This is a genomic window from Wolbachia endosymbiont (group B) of Hofmannophila pseudospretella (assembly GCF_964028515.1).
In the GTDB taxonomy this organism is placed as follows: Bacteria; Pseudomonadota; Alphaproteobacteria; order Rickettsiales; family Anaplasmataceae; genus Wolbachia.
The window spans coordinates 184,304-200,808 of record NZ_OZ034788.1 but is presented as its reverse complement, the minus strand read 5'-3'; the positions used below and the strand labels follow the sequence as shown (position 1 = coordinate 200,808).

At 33.4% G+C, this 16,505-nt stretch carries 14 protein-coding genes and 1 tRNA gene; 8 read left to right on the top strand and 7 right to left on the bottom strand.

All coding sequences use genetic code 11. The features are described from left to right. The first annotated feature begins 37 nt into the window (after positions 1-37). From ABWU24_RS00900 to ABWU24_RS00875, 6 genes are all read left to right on the top strand, one after another. Positions 38-1,549, top strand: a complete 1,512-nt coding sequence (locus tag ABWU24_RS00900) for an HlyD family type I secretion periplasmic adaptor subunit (RefSeq protein ID WP_341815900.1) — start codon at positions 38-40, stop codon at positions 1,547-1,549. Between the two features lie 533 nt (positions 1,550-2,082). Beyond that, positions 2,083-2,847 (top strand): cytochrome c oxidase subunit II, encoded by a 765-nt coding sequence (coxB, locus tag ABWU24_RS00895; RefSeq protein ID WP_015587679.1) that lies wholly within the window; start codon positions 2,083-2,085, stop codon positions 2,845-2,847. A 15-nt stretch (positions 2,848-2,862) separates the two neighbouring features. Continuing rightward, positions 2,863-4,413: a cytochrome c oxidase subunit I gene (ctaD, locus tag ABWU24_RS00890; RefSeq protein ID WP_015587680.1), complete on the top strand. Its 1,551-nt coding sequence runs from the start codon at positions 2,863-2,865 to the stop codon at positions 4,411-4,413. A 1-nt stretch (position 4,414) separates the two neighbouring features. Continuing rightward, on the top strand, positions 4,415-5,302 hold the full coding sequence (locus ABWU24_RS00885) for a heme o synthase (RefSeq protein WP_341815901.1): 888 nt from the start codon (positions 4,415-4,417) through the stop codon (positions 5,300-5,302). A 175-nt stretch (positions 5,303-5,477) separates the two neighbouring features. Then, positions 5,478-5,915: a ribonuclease HI gene (gene rnhA / locus ABWU24_RS00880; protein WP_341815902.1), complete on the top strand. Its 438-nt coding sequence runs from the start codon at positions 5,478-5,480 to the stop codon at positions 5,913-5,915. Next, complete coding sequence (locus ABWU24_RS00875; protein ID WP_353274286.1) at positions 5,908-8,841, top strand: AsmA-like C-terminal domain-containing protein; 2,934 nt, start codon at positions 5,908-5,910, stop codon at positions 8,839-8,841. Before rnhA ends, ABWU24_RS00875 begins: the two co-directional genes overlap by 8 nt. A gap of 30 nt (positions 8,842-8,871) precedes the next feature. Here ABWU24_RS00875 and ABWU24_RS07800 read toward each other — a convergent pair whose 3' ends face one another. The 6 genes from ABWU24_RS07800 to ABWU24_RS00850 all read right to left on the bottom strand — a co-directional run bounded on the left by ABWU24_RS07800 (position 8,872) and on the right by ABWU24_RS00850 (position 13,244). Continuing rightward, positions 8,872-9,285: a YqaA family protein gene (locus ABWU24_RS07800; RefSeq protein WP_015587684.1), complete on the bottom strand. Its 414-nt coding sequence runs from the start codon at positions 9,283-9,285 to the stop codon at positions 8,872-8,874. After that, positions 9,254-10,648: a cysteine--tRNA ligase gene (gene cysS / locus ABWU24_RS00870; protein WP_015587685.1), complete on the bottom strand. Its 1,395-nt coding sequence runs from the start codon at positions 10,646-10,648 to the stop codon at positions 9,254-9,256. The genes ABWU24_RS07800 and cysS overlap by 32 nt, the downstream gene beginning before the upstream one ends. Beyond that, the gene (locus ABWU24_RS00865; RefSeq protein WP_341815904.1) at positions 10,641-11,297 is read right to left on the bottom strand and encodes an exopolysaccharide biosynthesis protein; all 657 of its coding nucleotides are present in this window, start codon (positions 11,295-11,297) and stop codon (positions 10,641-10,643) included. Before ABWU24_RS00865 ends, cysS begins: the two co-directional genes overlap by 8 nt. A 114-nt stretch (positions 11,298-11,411) precedes the next feature. After that, positions 11,412-12,065, bottom strand: a complete 654-nt coding sequence (locus tag ABWU24_RS00860) for an exopolysaccharide biosynthesis protein (RefSeq protein WP_353274284.1) — start codon at positions 12,063-12,065, stop codon at positions 11,412-11,414. A 133-nt stretch (positions 12,066-12,198) separates the two neighbouring features. Further along, positions 12,199-12,366 carry a twin-arginine translocase TatA/TatE family subunit gene (locus ABWU24_RS00855; RefSeq protein ID WP_006013840.1) on the bottom strand — a complete coding sequence of 56 codons (168 nt, stop codon included), beginning with the start codon at positions 12,364-12,366 and terminating at the stop codon, positions 12,199-12,201. 140 nt (positions 12,367-12,506) lie between these two features. Next, entirely contained in the window at positions 12,507-13,244 is a 738-nt protein-coding gene (locus tag ABWU24_RS00850; RefSeq protein ID WP_015587687.1) for an ABC transporter ATP-binding protein, read from the bottom strand. 151 nt (positions 13,245-13,395) lie between these two features. Between ABWU24_RS00850 and ABWU24_RS00845 the strand changes: the two genes are divergently transcribed. Next, positions 13,396-13,469: transfer RNA gene (locus tag ABWU24_RS00845), tRNA-Arg, on the top strand. A gap of 49 nt (positions 13,470-13,518) precedes the next feature. Here ABWU24_RS00845 and ABWU24_RS00840 read toward each other — a convergent pair. Next, positions 13,519-15,318 carry an ankyrin repeat domain-containing protein gene (locus ABWU24_RS00840; protein ID WP_353274282.1) on the bottom strand — a complete coding sequence of 600 codons (1,800 nt, stop codon included), beginning with the start codon at positions 15,316-15,318 and terminating at the stop codon, positions 13,519-13,521. 118 nt (positions 15,319-15,436) lie between these two features. Here ABWU24_RS00840 and glpX point away from each other — a divergent pair, with 118 nt between their 5' ends. Further along, positions 15,437-16,360: a class II fructose-bisphosphatase gene (glpX, locus tag ABWU24_RS00835; RefSeq protein WP_015587689.1), complete on the top strand. Its 924-nt coding sequence runs from the start codon at positions 15,437-15,439 to the stop codon at positions 16,358-16,360. Positions 16,361-16,505 lie beyond the last annotated feature (145 nt).

Here is a 16,505-nt window from a genome sequence, read left to right as displayed (position 1 = left end):
GTTATCCTGGTTAACAAGAATTCGCAGTAGTATTATAATGAGTAAGTTAAAAAAGCTTAGTGCTGGACTTTCTTTGACAGGCCTGATTGGTAGTGATGATATAGATATGCAAAGAGCAGGAAATAAAAAGAAGAAATATCAATTTTTGGATAAGACGTTCGCATGGATTGATGCGATGATAAATTTTATTTTTAAACGTGAGAGTAATAACGTAAATGAAGTCCTAAAAGTCACATGGGGACCACTATTTTTTGGTTTAGTGGTGATATTCATCTTTTTTGGAATAGGTGGTATTTGGTCGGCTATAGCTCCAATTGACGGAGCAGTGCATGCAAGTGGAGAAGTTATTGTCTCTTCAAATAGAAAAATAGTGCAACACTTGGGTGGGGGAATAATAAGCAAAATTTTAGTAAAAGAAGGTCAAACAGTTAAAAAAGATGAGCCTTTAGTTTTATTAAGTGATGTTAATGAAAAGGCAAATTTGAGTATAATTAAAGAAAAACTCTTATCGTTTTTATCAACTGAAGCAAGACTTATTGCAATTAGGGGAGACTTAGATACGCTAGAATTTTCTGATGAGGTTAAAAGATTATCTAACGATGAACTTGTAAATAAAGCGATAAAGAATCAGGTAAAGTTGTTCAACTCTCAGAGAAAGAGTATATTAGGAAAAACTGACATACTGCAACAACGTATAAAGCAGTTAAATGATGAATTAGCAGGGCTAAATTTTCAACTAAATGCAGCCCATAAGCAATATGACTTGATAACTGAAGAGTTAGAAACAAAAAGACAATTACTTGATAGTGGCCATATAAGCAAACCACACATTTTAGCTTTAGAAAAACAGTTTGCTGACATTGAGGGTAGAGTTGGACATTACCGTTCTGCAATATCTCAAGTACAGCAAAAGATTGGAGAAAATGAGTTAGAGATTATAAATGTGAAGAATGATGCTCAAGAAAGAGCAAATGCTGAGCTTAAGGAAGTTAATACATCTATTGCAGACTTAAAAGAGAGGCTGATGGTTGCTGAAGATTCGTTAGCACGTACAATAATTAAATCACCTCAAGATGGTATAGTTACAGATATAAGATACCACACTGAAGGTGGTGTTATACAATCTGGAGTTCCAATCATGAGTATAGTACCATCAGATGATGATCTAATAATAAATGCTAAAGTTCTAACCAGAAACATAGAAGAGATACTGTCAGCAAAAAAGAAAGATAGCAATATAGTCTCTATCGACGGACTAGAAGGGCTGAAAGTTAAAGTAAGGCTGAGTGCTTATAGTGCACGTCGCTTAAGTTTAATTAACGGTATAGTAAACCATATTTCCCCTGATGCTCTTGATGATCCAAGGATGGGGCGTTATTATTCAGTGCGAGTGGTGATACCAAAATCAGAACTTGCTCAATTTAAAAACGTATACCTATATCCTGGTATGCCAGCAGAAGTATATATAGTTACTCAATCTCGCACTCTTTTATCGTTCTTGTTTACACCTATAATTGCAACATTCGATAGATCTTTCATAGAGAGATAATTTATTTGGCTTTTCTAAAAAATTTGTTTACAGAGTTTGATATGCAAAAAAATTTACACACAAGTAGTGTATTATTTTATAATTATTTTCTATAATATGTAAATCTTTGATTTAAGATGCAAATGCTAACGTAAACATTAAAGGTTAATTAGTAAACTCAGCTGTATAATAGAATTAAAGGAATTAGTAAGATTTTTACCTCAATGAATTATAAATAGGCAAACTTACTTAAAGTTTAATAGTGTCTGTTACTGCTTTTAGGTGTGAGGCTAGAGGGTTATTAGCAATAACAGACACTATTAAACTTATTATAGAACTTCCTTAAAGTAAATACTTAAGTTAAAATAGATTCATGTAAATGCTTTTTCCTCAAGTTAGTATCGTATTATTATATTTAGTAAATGCTAAAAAAACATTAATCATCATTTACTTTTGATTCAATATTTAGCAAAACACTTGTGTACATTCTATAATCTCTGTTTGCATAGTAAGTGTATATATATTATTATACAGTTAGTTTTACAGCAAAAAATATGGTGAAGTTATTTGCATTATTGATAATGTTTTACTCAAACATATCAATTGCTTCTGCTCCTACTTCTTGGCAATTTGGATTTCCTGCGCCTGCAACTGAGATAATGGAGGTTGTAGTTAAGTCACATTCGTTTGTGATGAGTGTAATGATTGCAATTATGCTTTTTGTATGGGCCCTGCTTGCTTATGTAGTATTTCGCTTTCGTAAGGGCAAAGTGAAAAATGTCAGTAAAATAACTCATAATATCTTTGTAGAAATTATCTGGTTTGTTATACCAACGATTATTGTTGGGGTATTGGCTTTTAAAAATGCTGAATTAATTAAACTACAGGAGAAAGTGCCAAAAGCTGACATAACACTAAAAGTTATTGGTCATCAATGGTATTGGAGTTACCAGTACCCAGAATATCAAGGTATTTCATTTGACAGCTATATAAAAGGAAAAGAAGACTTTACCGAAAGAGATTTAAAACTATTGTCTGTTGATAATAACGTTATTTTACCTATCAATACTAATATTCGTTTACAAGTGACAGCAGGAGATGTAATACATAGCTGGGGAATACCGGCTTTTGGTATAAAAATTGATGCAATACCAGGTAGGCTGAATGAAGCATGGTTTAACGTTACAAAGCCCGGTATTTATTATGGGCAATGTTATGAACTATGTGGTCAAGGTCATGGATTTATGCCAATTGTTGTTGAAGCAGTGAGTAAAGAAGATTTTAATAAGTGGATTGAAGATAAAAAATTAGTAAGTTAAGTTTGGAGTATAGATATGAGTGATGTACCAAAAGGTATAAGACGTTGGCTGTTTTCTACTAATCACAAAGATATAGGGACACTATACATTATTTTTTCCATATTAGCTGGAATTATTGGTGGATTATTATCGGTAATTATTCGTACTCAGCTAATGCACATTAATATACTTAACAATAATTACCAGCTATATAACGTAATGATTACAGGGCATGCGGTAATAATGGTGTTTTTTATGATAATGCCAGCCTTAATGGGAGGATTTGGTAATTGGTTCGTACCTCTCATGATTGGTTCACCAGATATGGCATTTCCTCGTATGAATAATTTAAGTTTTTGGTTATTAGTATCATCTTTTATTCTGCTCATTCTCTCGGTGTTTGCTGGCGAAGGTCCTGGGACAGGATGGACTTTATACCCACCTCTATCGCAAATCATGTCTCACCCAAGTGCAGGAGTTGATCTTGCTATACTTGCACTTCATGTTGCTGGTATGTCATCAATTGTTGGGGCGATCAACTTTATAGTCACTATATTCAATATGCGTGCAAAAGGCATGTCACTCACTAAAATGCCACTGTTTGTTTGGTCTGTTCTATTAACATCGTTTATGTTAATTGTAGCTTTACCGGTACTTGCTGGTGCTATAACTATGCTGCTCACTGATCGCAATATTGGCACTTCCTTTTTTGATCCTGCTGGTGGTGGTGATCCTGTGTTATTTCAACATCTGTTTTGGTTTTTTGGTCACCCAGAGGTTTATATCATTATTTTTCCTGCGTTTGGCATTATAAGCCAAGTCGTGTCAACTTTTTCCCATAGACCAGTATTTGGCTATAAGGGAATGGTTTATGCAATGATAGGTATAGCAGCATTTGGTTTTATGGTTTGGGCTCACCATATGTTTACTGTTGGGCTTAGCGAAGATGCTGCTGTGTTTTTTAGCACTACAACAATTTTTATTGGTGTTATAACTGGTGTAAAAGTCTTTAGTTGGATTGCAACTATGTGGGGTGGGGCAATTGAATTTAAAACCCCTATGCTATTTGCGCTAGGTTTTATTTTTATGTTTGTTGGTGGTGGTATAACCGGAATAATTCTTTCTCACGGTGGAATAGATAAACTTTTGCATGATACCTATTATGTCGTTGCTCACTTTCACTATGTCATGTCGCTTGCTGCATTGTTTGGAGCCTTTGCTGGTTTTTATTATTGGATAGGTAAAATGTCAGGTAAGCAATATAACGAGTGTTTAGGAAAGGTACACTTTTGGCTCACTTTTATTAGCACTAATGTTACTTTCTTACCTCAGCATTTCCTAGGATTAGCCGGCATGCCAAGGCGTATACCTGATTATCCCGACGCGTTTATCCCTTGGAATTATATATCCTCAATTGGTTCATATATGTCCTTTGTTTCAGTTATGTTTTTTATATTTATAGTTATACATCTCTTCAAATGGGGCAAAAAAACTGGAGATAATCCTTGGGAAGGTGACACTTTAGAATGGACAGTATCTTCGCCACCGCCTTTTCATACTTTTGAAAAACCACCAGTGATAAAATAGAATGTACACAAGTATTTTGCTAAATGTTGAATCAACAATACTGGATTTTTGGCATTTGCTAAAGCCAAGGATAATGTACCTTGTAGTGTTTACTGCAGTTGCTGGAATGGTTGCTGCACCAGGTAGCATTCATCCTTTTCTTATACTAATATCTCTGATATGCATTGCCCTTGGCTCAGGATCTGCAGGTGCGATAAATATGTGGTATGACAGAGATATAGACTTGCTTATGGAGAGAACAAAAAACCGCCCTATACCTTCAGGTAGAGTTCCTGCAGAAAGCGCGCTTGAGTTTGGCATAACTCTTGGAATATTATCAGTATTTATCATGGCAATAGCAGTGAACTATGTTTCTGCTGCTTTGCTTGCAATTAGCATATTATTTTATGTTTTTGTGTATACAATTTGGCTCAAAAGGCGTACTCCGCAGAATATTGTTATTGGTGGTGCAGCGGGTGCTTTTCCTCCAATGATTGGCTGGGCAGTTGTAACTGACTCTGTAAGCTGGGAAAGTTGTATTCTATTTTTAATAATTTTTATGTGGACTCCACCACATTTTTGGGCTCTATCTTTAAACAGATCTGAAGATTATACAAAAGCATCGATTCCAATGTTCAATATCGTTTATGGCTCAGAAAAAACGAGGAGATACATACTAATCTATAGCGTGTTACTAGTGTTAACTAGTTTACTTCCAGCATTATTTTTGAAAAAAGCTCTATTTTACCTCAGCATGGCAATTATTGAAGGTTGTGTTTTTATTTGGTTTGCCGCATCCGTTATAAGGCTTAAGAGTTATAGCTCGCAGAAAAAAATGTTTTCTTACTCAATTTCTTATCTATTTTCTCTGTTTGCTAGTATTATTTTTTGTTCTATTGACTTGTTTTGACTATGAAAGAGCATAAAAACTATCTTTTACTTTCTCTTCTAATAATACTCGTTGCAGCACTTTTTTTTGTTTCCATAATAAAATTTAAAGGTGTGGCTTAAATTGCCTCTATATCTATAAAAATAGTATTTTCATAGAAGTAACGGTATACTTTAATTCATTCACTACAGTAAAGATGAATAAAAAGGAAGTGACAATATACACAGATGGAGCATGCCTTGGTAACCCTGGTTTAGGGGGGTGGGCAGCGATCATATTATTTCAAAATCATAGAAAGAATATTTTTGGTAGAGAAGAAAATACTACAAATAATAAAATGGAGTTAACAGCAGTGATCAATGGACTGAAGGTATTAAAAATTCCTTGTAATGTCAATTTATATACGGATAGTCTTTATGTTAAGCATGGTATAACAGAATGGATAAATAAGTGGAAAATGAATGGTTGGAAGACAAGTAATAAGAAGTCAGTAAAAAATATAGAGTTATGGAAAGAATTAGATAATGCTGCTTTGCAACACGAAATTAATTGGAATTGGGTGAAAGCGCATAATGGTGACAAACACAATGAGGAAGCTGATAGTCTAGCAAGAAAAGCAATAATCGATGCTTAAAAAAATTACTATATCATTTTCTATAATTTTATTATTTATATCCTGCTTCTTTATCTTTTTTAAAGGTGAGGGACCTCTAGAAATCAATATTAGTTATATTAATTTCTACATAAAGAAAAAAATATCAAAAATATTCGCCAATTCGGATGTCAGCATGGAGAGTACTTCGGTTATTTGGCATCAAGATGGCAAGCTAGTCATTACAGATTTAAAAATAACAAATCCTGATTTTACAATAGAAGTTCCTGAGCTTTTCGTACACTTTAAGTTAAGTTCCAAAAAGTTCTCTCAGGTTTTGGCTGATAATGTACACATATATATCAAGAGGGAGGAGAGCAAAGAGATAACATCTGTAATGACAGAGAAGATGAGTAGTACAAAAAATCTGCTAAAGACAATAAGAAAATTTTTTTTCTACTTCAATGCAGACTCAAGGATTAAAATTACTAACATTGCTATCAATAAAAGCATGGAAGGTGAATTTTTTATTGATAAAGTATATGTAGGGAAGGGGGAAGATTTCAATGTTTTGGATATTCGTGTCCATACAAAAGAAGGTAAAGGGTTTCTAGATGATTTATCCATTACGATAAAAAACCGTAATAATTTACTAAATTTCTATGGAACATTCTATAACCTAAAGTTGGGGCTATTTAACGAATTTTCCACACTAGTTAAAAGTTACAATTTGGACAAAGAAATAGGATTCAAAGGAAACTTTTCAATTAGAATTAATGGAAAGGATGAAGTTGTGGACGGAAACATATACGTGTTAAATACAGAGAGTCACTCAGGTAAAAATTTAGCCTTGACTAATGTAAATGTAAATTTGACATATAGTGATGAAATCATTAGCGTAAAAAACTTTCATTTTAAGTTAAATGATACTTACCTTTCTTTGATTGGCAAAATGAACTTTGGCACAAATCATGCTTTGCTTAGAGTTAATATTAGTAAACTTGTTGCAAAAGATGTATGTACTTATGTATCAGATGGTCTAGTGAACAATGAATTTAGAAAGTGGTATTGTAATAATATTGATGGGAATATTATAAATACAATTATAAGTTTTAACGGTAAAATCGATAGTTTAATAAATGATGATCTGTCAGGTATTGTAATTGTTGCTGATATAGAAAATGGCAGCGTTCAATTTGATGAGGATTTTGAACGAGTAGAGAACTTGAACGGTGAGTTAACTCTCAAAGATAACAATCTCAAAATTATTGTAAATAGCGCTAAGTTCCAGAATTTCAATATTGATGGTGGCGAAATTGAGATGCAATCTCTCAATAAAGAGGATTCTGTTCTCACAATTAATGGTCAGGCTGTAAGTGATGCTTATGGGTTATATGAACCTATAAAATTTAAGCTGGATGATATGATGAAGATTACAAGGGACAGTATAGGTGGAATAGCAAAATCTGTATTCAGTTTTCGCATTTTTAATTTAAATGCTGATGATAAAAAAGTAGATTTTTTAGCCAAATTTTATTCTGAAATTGATAATTTTGTCGCGTATAATGGCAGTCTTGGTAAATATGAGATTAAGCTTAATTTCGGCGGAGATTTTATTGATTTAAATGGCAGTGGTATGGTAAATAATACACAGCTGCTATTTGACCTCAAAAGTAGCAATAAAAATGAAAATTTTGCCTGGAGTTTGACTGGAGATTTGCCTGCTCAAATACTTAATTTCGGTGATGGCTATATCAATGCAAATATAGAGTCAGTAATGTATCAAGACAAAACAGGGTATGTTAATGGTAATATAGATTTATCAGAGCTCGAGTTGCGTTCAAGCTACTTAGGGTGGAAAAACCATTTTGAAGATCACAATGAAGTTTTATTTTCTACAAGGCTAAAAGGAGTAGGTAAGTTACTAATAGATAAACTAGATGTTGTAGGAAATGATCTAGACATAAAATTTAGCGGAAGAGTAGAAAATGGAAATCTATATTTAAATTCTAGCAACTTTAAATTACCTAATAATAATTTTAGTATAGAAATTGAATCAGGTAAGGAGAAAAATGCCATAACTATTCACGGTGAGAAAATCAACTTAAGTGATGTGTTAGGTTTACTTGGCAAAGATAGTAATCGATTAAATAACAAAATAGAAGTTACTATGAATGTTGATAATATAATTATGAAAGAAGGAATTATCATAAAAGATGCTAAGCTAAATGTAACTTGTGCTAAAGGTAATTGTAGTGGAAGTCAATTCACAGGACAGTTTTTAGAAGATAACAGTAATATACTAGCAGAACATAGTGAAATAGGGCTTGAAATATACGCGGATAATTCAGGTATGCTTTTGCGTTCTTTAGGTATTGGTAAATCAGTTAAAAATGGTAAATTATCTCTTTATCTATCTTCTAAGAGAGAAAATGGAGAACATTATGGTATGTTATCTATCAGCAATTTCTATATCAAAGATGCTCCACTGCTTACCACTTTATTATCAATGTCTTCACTGCCTGGTATTGTAAATGCTATAAAGAACGAAGGTGTACATTTTTATAAGTGTAATGCACCTTTTTCATATAAAGATGGCACTGTTGAAATTGAAGAGACTTGGCTTGAAGGAGCAGAATTGGGAATTAGCACTAGTGGTAGGCTCGATATTAAGGATTATAAATTCCAAGTTGAAGGACAAGTAATACCAGCATACTCAATTAATAAATCTTTGTTGAAAATTCCTATAATCGGAAAACTTCTGACTGGTGGGAAGAGTAGGGGGATTATTTCGATAGACTACAAAGCAAATGGTGATGATAAGAACAATAACGTATCTGTTAATCCTATCTCTTCGCTAACCCCAAGCTTACTTAAGAGGTTATTAGGAGTATTTGATCGTATTATGACAAAAACTAATAAAAGCATTTTAAAAGATAGTTTGAAGAAGAAATTTAACTCGATATGACCGAAAGGAAAGTTGTTTATTAATGTTTAGCTAGATGGTAAGCGTTAGATACAATAAACAGAGAAAGTTAGATAAAATAATTAAGGGAACAAGAATATAAAGGTTTAACTTGAAGTAACCGGATAAAATCTGAGTCACACTTCCAAGTGCTGGTACCCACGAAAGCAATGCAACTGCACAAATCAGTAGGTGCCTTACAATTTTTGGTGTTTTGTCTTCATTTTCTAATTTGTGATGTGATTTTCTGATAAAAATTGTTATTCCACCTAAATACCAGTTAGCTATTCCACCAAGACTGGATCCCGATACTCCAAAAAGTAATATAAGTAGTGGATTGTAATGTGACCTAAAGCATAACATAGTGTAAAGCACAAAGCCTTGATGTATGGGTAAGATAAGCGATGATACTAGGCTATCTATAAACAATAGGAGATAATTTTCCATACCAAGTTGTTGTACCATCTTCGTTGTCAGAAATTGTAACCCCCATTTGTTTCAATTGCTCTCTTATTTTGTCTGCAGTATCATAATCTTTATTTTGTTTTGCTACTTTTCTTAAGTCTATCAACCTTTCTATTTCTTGATGACTTACATCACTTGCAAACCACTCTTGATAACTTGACTCAAGAAGACCAATGAACCTTGCGCTTTTAACAAAGTTCTTAGTTAATTTGAGCTTCTCATATTCATTACTTGTCTTATTGATTTCTGTAGCCATTTCATGCAATATGGCTACAGCTTCAGGAATGTTTAAATCGTTTTTCAAAGCGTCTATAAAATCTTTAGAGACTTCTGCATCACTTTCCTCAATACATGTAATACGTAATAACCGATAAAACTTGTTTAAAGTTTCTTGCGACTCAGAGATAACATTTTCTGTCCAATCAAGTGGTTTTCTATAGTGAGTTTTGAGCAGTGCATAACGTATTACTTCACCTCTGACTCCACTATCTAGCAAATCCCTTACTTTGACTATATTAAATAAGGATTTGCTCATTTTCTCTTCATTTACCGTAAGAAAACCGTTGTGTATCCAATATTTTGCAAACGTTGACCCAGCAAATGCAGATTTACTCTGCGCAATTTCATTCTCATGATGAGGAAATTGCAAGTCTATACCGCCACCGTGAATGTCAAAATCTTTGCCAAGGTAAGCATATGACATTGCTGAACATTCTATATGCCACCCTGGTCTTCCCTCTCCCCATGGACTATTCCAGTGACTTGAAAGTTTATAGTCAGTTTCGTTTGCAGGTTTCCAAAGTACGAAGTCTCCTGGGTGTTTTTTATTTTCACCAACTTCAACTCTACTACCGTAGTTTAATTCATCAATTTTTTTTCCTGATAAAACGCCGTATTCAGGGTAAGATTCTACACTAAAATATACATGTTTATTGGATTCATAAGCATGACCAGCTTGCAGCAAAGACTCAATTAACTTGATAATGTTATCTATGTTTTCCGTTGCTTTTGGTTCATATGTTGGTTCTGCACAATTTATGCTTTCCATGTCTTCATGAAAAGTTTTAGTGTAATATTTGCTAATGCTTTCTATATTACTATTTTTCTCATTTGCTGCGTTGATTATCTTGTCATCGATGTCGGTTATATTACGCACATAAGTAACTTTGCCATAACAAAATTTAAGCAGTCGAAATAATACATCGTAAACAACAATAGAACGTGCATTACCTATATGTGCTGTATCATATACTGTTGGCCCACAAACGTACATTTTTACATGATCTTTATCGATCGGTGTAAAGGACTCTTTTTTTTTTGTTAAAGTGTTGTAAAGCCTAACCATATACAAAACTTTTTAGAAAAAAAAATGCTCCAAGTATAAGCTGTGGCCCTTTAACTATTACAATAAGGGTAAGTAATAACCCGCACAATGATACTAATACTCCCATTATAGAGAGAAATCCATCTTTGCTCATGATACCCAGTGAAATGAGAGTTGTACCAATTGCAGGAATGAAGTTAGTTAAAGGAAGTGGGATTGCTATCGATAATGCACAAAGCAGCATTATAAATGCTAAAATATTTTCACCAGGACCACGAAAAATGAAAGACATTCTTGGTTTCATGAACTTTTCTATTTTTTTTAATGTAGGTGAAGTCTTCTCTACCACGAGAGCTAGTGTTGAACGTTGAAAAGATTTCCTTTCTAGCCAATTAGGCATCCAAGGAGAATCAAACCCAAATAGAAGCTGCAGTGAAAATAAGATTAAAGGTATAGAAAGAATGGTTGTATAGCCAGGTGGAACAGGTATAGGTACTGATAGTGGTAAGGAGAAGATAATCATTAAAATACCAAAACCACGCTCATGTAAAGCTGTTTTAATATCAAATAATGTTACTTTATCATTATCGTTATTATTAGTATCTGCAACCTCTTTTAGAATATCAGAGGCCAATTTTTTATCTTCAGTCAATTTCACACTTTTTTCCACAATTACCCTTTAATAACAATATAACTTCTAACTAACATAGTTATTGCTATATTTCAATATAGATTATTCATTTCATGCTGTACTTCATTCTTTTATTAAAGTGTTTTAAAGCTTTTAAGTTATAAGGCTTTTAAGAAGAGAAAGTGTTCCGGCTATAAGTTTTAGTCCTTTAACTATTACAATAAGGGTAACCAATAACGCACAGAATGAAAATAACACTCCCAACGTAGATAAAAATCCATCTTTACCCATAATGCCGAGTGAAATAAGAGTTATACCAATTGCAGGAAGGAAGTGAGTAAAAGGTAATGGAAGAGCTATTATTATTGCACAAAGCAACATCATAAAAGCTAGAATCTTTTCACCCGGACCAAGAAAAATAAAAGACATTCTTGGTTTCATGAATTTTTCTATTTTTTTTAATATAGGTGAAGTTTTTTCTACCACGAGAGCTAGTGTTGAACGTTGAAAAGATTTCCTTTCTAGCCAATTAGGTATCCAAGGAGAATCAAACCCAAATAGAAGCTGCAGTGAAAATAAGATTAAAGGTATAGAAAGAATGGTTGTATAGCCAGGTGGAACAGGTATAGGTACTGATAGTGGTAAGGAGAAGATGATTATTAAAATACCAAAACCACGCTCATGTAAAGCTGTTTTAATATCAAATAATGTTACTTTATCATTATCGTTATTATTAGTATCTGCAACCTCTTTTAGAATATCAGAGGCCAATTTTTTATCTTCAGTCAATTTCACACTTTTTTCCACAATTACCCTTTAATAACAATATAACTTCTAACTAACATAATTATTACTGTACTTCAATCATACCTCTTCAATTCTTTAGCCTTGTTTAAACAAATGACACGCACTAAAGTGCGTGTCACGAAACATAAGGAAGCTAACGATCTGGTTCATTAGATGATAGTTTCTCTGAATCCTTAAGTTCTTGTTTAAGGTTTTTAATGCCTTTGCCTAAATCACCCATAACTTGTGGTAACCTACCTGCACCAAACAGAACTAAGATTATTATTAAGACTAGAAATAGCTGCCATGGACCTAAACTCATTTGTACCTCCGTTGAAAATATTAACTTTTAGGTATTAAAACTTGACTGAAGCCAAGTGATACATAAATTATATCACTTTTATTGAATTATAAATCAAGACTTTTTAATTATCTTATAATAGTTTTAGCCTAACATTAAGTTTAGTTTAGCTGTAGAGTAAAAGGAAGCTCACTAAAAAATTTTGCTAACGTATCATCTTTAGGTCTGTGGTATATGTAACTAGGAACTCCTGATTGAATAATTTTACCATTTTTCATCACGTAAATAAAATCTGCAACTTTCAACGCTTCTTGTGGGTCATGAGTTACCATGAGTACAGGAATATTTTTACTTCTAAAAAGTGACAATATATGGTGCCTTATTCGGTATTTGAGCAGTACATCTAAATTAGAAAATGGTTCATCGAGCAAAACAACATCAGGATTTTGCGCCATTACTCTTGCTATTGCAACTAATTGTTGCTGTCCTCCTGATAAAGCATGAGGGTACATGTTTTCATATTTTTCTATATTAAATAGCTTCAAGATTTCCAATGCAGTAAGGTATTTTTCTTTCTTAGAAGTACTGCAAATAGCAAAAGTTATATTTTCTATTACTGTTTTATGAGGAAATAATGCAGAATGCTGAAAAATCAATCCGATATTTCTATGCTCTATAGCAATTGATACTTTGTTACTTGCAACTAATCTATCATTTATGAAAATGGTTCCAGACTTTGGGTTTTCTATTCCTGCAATTAATTTTAAAATTGTTGACTTGCCACAACCAGAATGTCCTAGTAAACAGGCAACACTTCCTTTCTTTACCTTAATGTTTATATCGTTTAAAGCAAAGCCATCTTGATTACTATAAAAGTAACTAATATTGTTAACTAGCATTAATCTTTCAATTGGAATCGTGTTATTAAATATAACAGTATTACATTCAAGAAATACAGAAATATTTTTTATTATTGTGAATTAATTGTACAGGGTGCCTAGAAAAATGCGAGACTTTTTGCTATAATTTTGCATAAATAGCAGAAGACATGGGACTATAGCTCAGTAGGATAGAGCGTTGGATTCCTAATCCGAAGGCCGTGCGTTCGAATCGCACTAGTCCCACTTAATCTTAATAAAATGAAAGAAACTAATACAAATTTGCAACATTGCTCTAAACGCTTTTGATTAGTTTTGCAGGTTCAACCTTATTTTCTTTCATCTCTCTATAACTTGGCAATGTAGAATTTTTTACATGTAATCCAGTTACTATTGTAACCAAGACAGCTACAACACCACAAATTACTGCACCAGCTACAGATGGAACTATCACAGCAGTAGCAACAAACAATCCTGTAATAACAACTCCAATAACATCACTCCTTAATGAGGTGTAGAAACTTTCTTTGTATTTAGTTTCTTTTTTGTGTGGTGGAGAAAATTGAGCATCTATAAAGCCGTTAGCTTTCTTATCATTATTTGGTGTGACAGTTGGGTCAGCCCTTGTTGATATAGGCGTTTCATTTTTATTATTATTACCACTAATACTAACTGGAGGCACTATTGCTACAGGTCTACTAATAACATTTCTATTACTATTGGATACACTATTTGTTTCTATGTGAGATGTTTCTTGTTCCTTATTTGTTGCTGATCCATGCGGCACAATTATTGCTCGATCATTTTGTATCAATGTTGCTGCTGCTACAGAATTCTTTTTTGAAAAAGCAATGCAGAATGCATCATCCTTTAACTGTTGATATAATCTGTACAATTCACTTTCAGGATCTAGTTTTAATTGCTCTGCATTAACACTTTGCAGTAACATGCTCAGAATCTCAGCGTCATCATCAGTGTAAGAGACAACAGAGCATAATATAGATTTGTCTCCTTCAATTTTGCTAACGTAATACCTGTCTTCTTGACTGATTGCATTAATAACGGTCACTCTATTTTCTAAGAGAAATTTTATTACATTGAAATTCTCATTTTGAATTGCACGCTCTAGCAATGCGTTTCCTAACACAGTACCTTGTTCACACTTGCTTTGAAAACTAGTTTCTTGCTTATTTAAATCCCCTTGTAAGTCTTCAAAACTGATTGAGTTTATTGTTCTCGCTATACGTGCATACCACTTTTTAACGTCATTGCTATTTAGCACAGCAGTTTCTCCACTACTGCTGGACTCCGCTCTATTCCCTCCCAAATTAGGCGTGTTACTTAATGCTGATCTAAGCAGTGCAATTATTACACAGCTTGAGAGATATTTATTGTGATCAGAATTGCTGAAGTCGACTTTAAACTCAAAATCTATTTGAAGTTGTTTTCTGAGTGGTAATTTCCCTTCTTCAATTATTTTTAGAAGATTTCTTATACCATCTTCTGGTATACCTGTCATATACTTTAAAAGTAACTTAACTTTTGGTAGGTCGCCATCTATAGAGGCATTACTCAGATCCTGAACTTTCTCTTCTCCAGTAAATCTCTTGTTATTCAAGAGTATCTTCATAACTTCATTGCCCTCATTGTAAGGAGCTGTGTTAAGAACATCTAGTATTTTCGTATGATCTATGTAATCTAAAAATATCTCAAATTCTTGAACATTACCTCCATTAACGGCGGCAGACAAAGCGTTCAATTTTTTTTCTTGATCAAATTTACCGCTATCCAAAAATACCTTTATAACCTTAGGTTGTCCACCTACCACAGCGTAATCCAATACAGTTTTAGAAGTAGTATCTCCAATATCAATTTTAATATTTGACTTTGCAAGCAATTCAGCAATTTTTAGAAATGTATCATAATCATTTAAAATACTGCTTTTCCCTGAGCGGAGAATATCCATAAATAAATCACAAATCTTTGCATCTGTTAGCCCACTTTGTTTTAGCTTCTCACCAAATTCCTGAGCAGCTATATTAGGATTATCAGTTACAAATTTCTTTACATCTTCATAAGTTAAATTACCGACCATATTCAAATCTTACCATTGTTGCTATACGCTTATTATATCAACTTCATCAAAGTCAGTCAAGGAACCTTGCAGTCTCAAATAGCATGATATATATTGATCTATGATTCTCGAGTAAATGATGGAAGATTTAGCCTATAAGTTAGTGAAAGTAACCGAAGCTGCAGCACTTGCTGCATATAAATTGGCAGGCCTTGGTAATGAAAAAAAGGCCGATCAGGTTGCAGTTGATGCAATGCGTACGGTGCTAAACTCAATGGAAATAAATGGTACAATTGTGATTGGGGAAGGGGAGAGGGACGAAGCACCGATGCTATATATCGGAGAAAAAGTTGGCACAGGAAGTGGCCCTGAGATTGACATCGCTGTTGATCCACTTGAGGGCACTACGATTTGCGCTCATTATAAACAAGGGGCAATGTCTGTTCTTGCTGCAACAAAAAAAGGTAATTTTTTACATGCACCTGATGTTTATATGGAAAAGATAGCAGTGGGAAAAAATCTCCCAGAGGGTGTAGTCTCACTAAAAAATAGGATTGAGAAGAATCTGGACAATTTAGCCAAGGCAAAAGGATGTAAAGCAAGTGATCTTATAGTAATTGTACTTAAACGTGAAAGACATGATGAACTAATAGCAAAAATTAGGAAGCTAGGAGCAAAAGTGAAATTAATAGATGATGGTGATGTTGCAGCCATAGTTTCGCTAATAAATGGCAATCACGACATGTATATCGGTACAGGAGGAGCTCCAGAAGGAGTGCTTGCAGCAGCAGCGCTAAGCTCAATCGGTGGGCAGATAGAAGGAAGATTAATATTTGACACGGATCAATTAAAAGAAAGAGCAAAAAATTTGAATATCACTGACCCAGAAAAAATCTACACCGTGAAAGACATGGCAAAAAGTGAATCAGTGTTCATTGCAACTGGAGTAACAAATGGAGAGTTTGTGGATGGAGTAAAGTTTGGCCAAGATATTTGTCTGACTAATTCATTAATAATATTGCCTGGTAAAGTAATAAAAATACAAACAAAATCAATATCTTAAACATTTGTCATATGCGGATTATAAAATTTTTATAGAAGGAAGATACTTATAATTGTCTTAAAATAATGAATTTACATGTTAATTTTAGCTTTACAACATTTGGCATTAAGTTATAATTAAGCTTATTTACGTATAAGAGGTGTGA

What these genes read in the sequence shown, in the direction of transcription:
- ABWU24_RS00900 (WP_341815900.1), top strand. Translation starts at nt 38, where the DNA reads ATGAGTAAGTTAAAAAAGCTTAGTGCTGGACTTTCTTTGACAGGCCTG.
- coxB (WP_015587679.1), top strand. Translation starts at nt 2,083, where the DNA reads ATGGTGAAGTTATTTGCATTATTGATAATGTTTTACTCAAACATATCA.
- ctaD (WP_015587680.1), top strand. Translation starts at nt 2,863, where the DNA reads ATGAGTGATGTACCAAAAGGTATAAGACGTTGGCTGTTTTCTACTAAT.
- ABWU24_RS00885 (WP_341815901.1), top strand. Translation starts at nt 4,415, where the DNA reads ATGTACACAAGTATTTTGCTAAATGTTGAATCAACAATACTGGATTTT.
- rnhA (WP_341815902.1), top strand. Translation starts at nt 5,478, where the DNA reads ATGAATAAAAAGGAAGTGACAATATACACAGATGGAGCATGCCTTGGT.
- ABWU24_RS00875 (WP_353274286.1), top strand. Translation starts at nt 5,908, where the DNA reads ATGCTTAAAAAAATTACTATATCATTTTCTATAATTTTATTATTTATA.
- ABWU24_RS07800 (WP_015587684.1), bottom strand. Translation starts at nt 9,285, where the DNA reads ATGGAAAATTATCTCCTATTGTTTATAGATAGCCTAGTATCATCGCTT.
- cysS (WP_015587685.1), bottom strand. Translation starts at nt 10,648, where the DNA reads ATGGTTAGGCTTTACAACACTTTAACAAAAAAAAAAGAGTCCTTTACA.
- ABWU24_RS00855 (WP_006013840.1), bottom strand. Translation starts at nt 12,366, where the DNA reads ATGAGTTTAGGTCCATGGCAGCTATTTCTAGTCTTAATAATAATCTTA.
- ABWU24_RS00850 (WP_015587687.1), bottom strand. Translation starts at nt 13,244, where the DNA reads ATGCTAGTTAACAATATTAGTTACTTTTATAGTAATCAAGATGGCTTT.
- ABWU24_RS00840 (WP_353274282.1), bottom strand. Translation starts at nt 15,318, where the DNA reads ATGGTCGGTAATTTAACTTATGAAGATGTAAAGAAATTTGTAACTGAT.
- glpX (WP_015587689.1), top strand. Translation starts at nt 15,437, where the DNA reads ATGGAAGATTTAGCCTATAAGTTAGTGAAAGTAACCGAAGCTGCAGCA.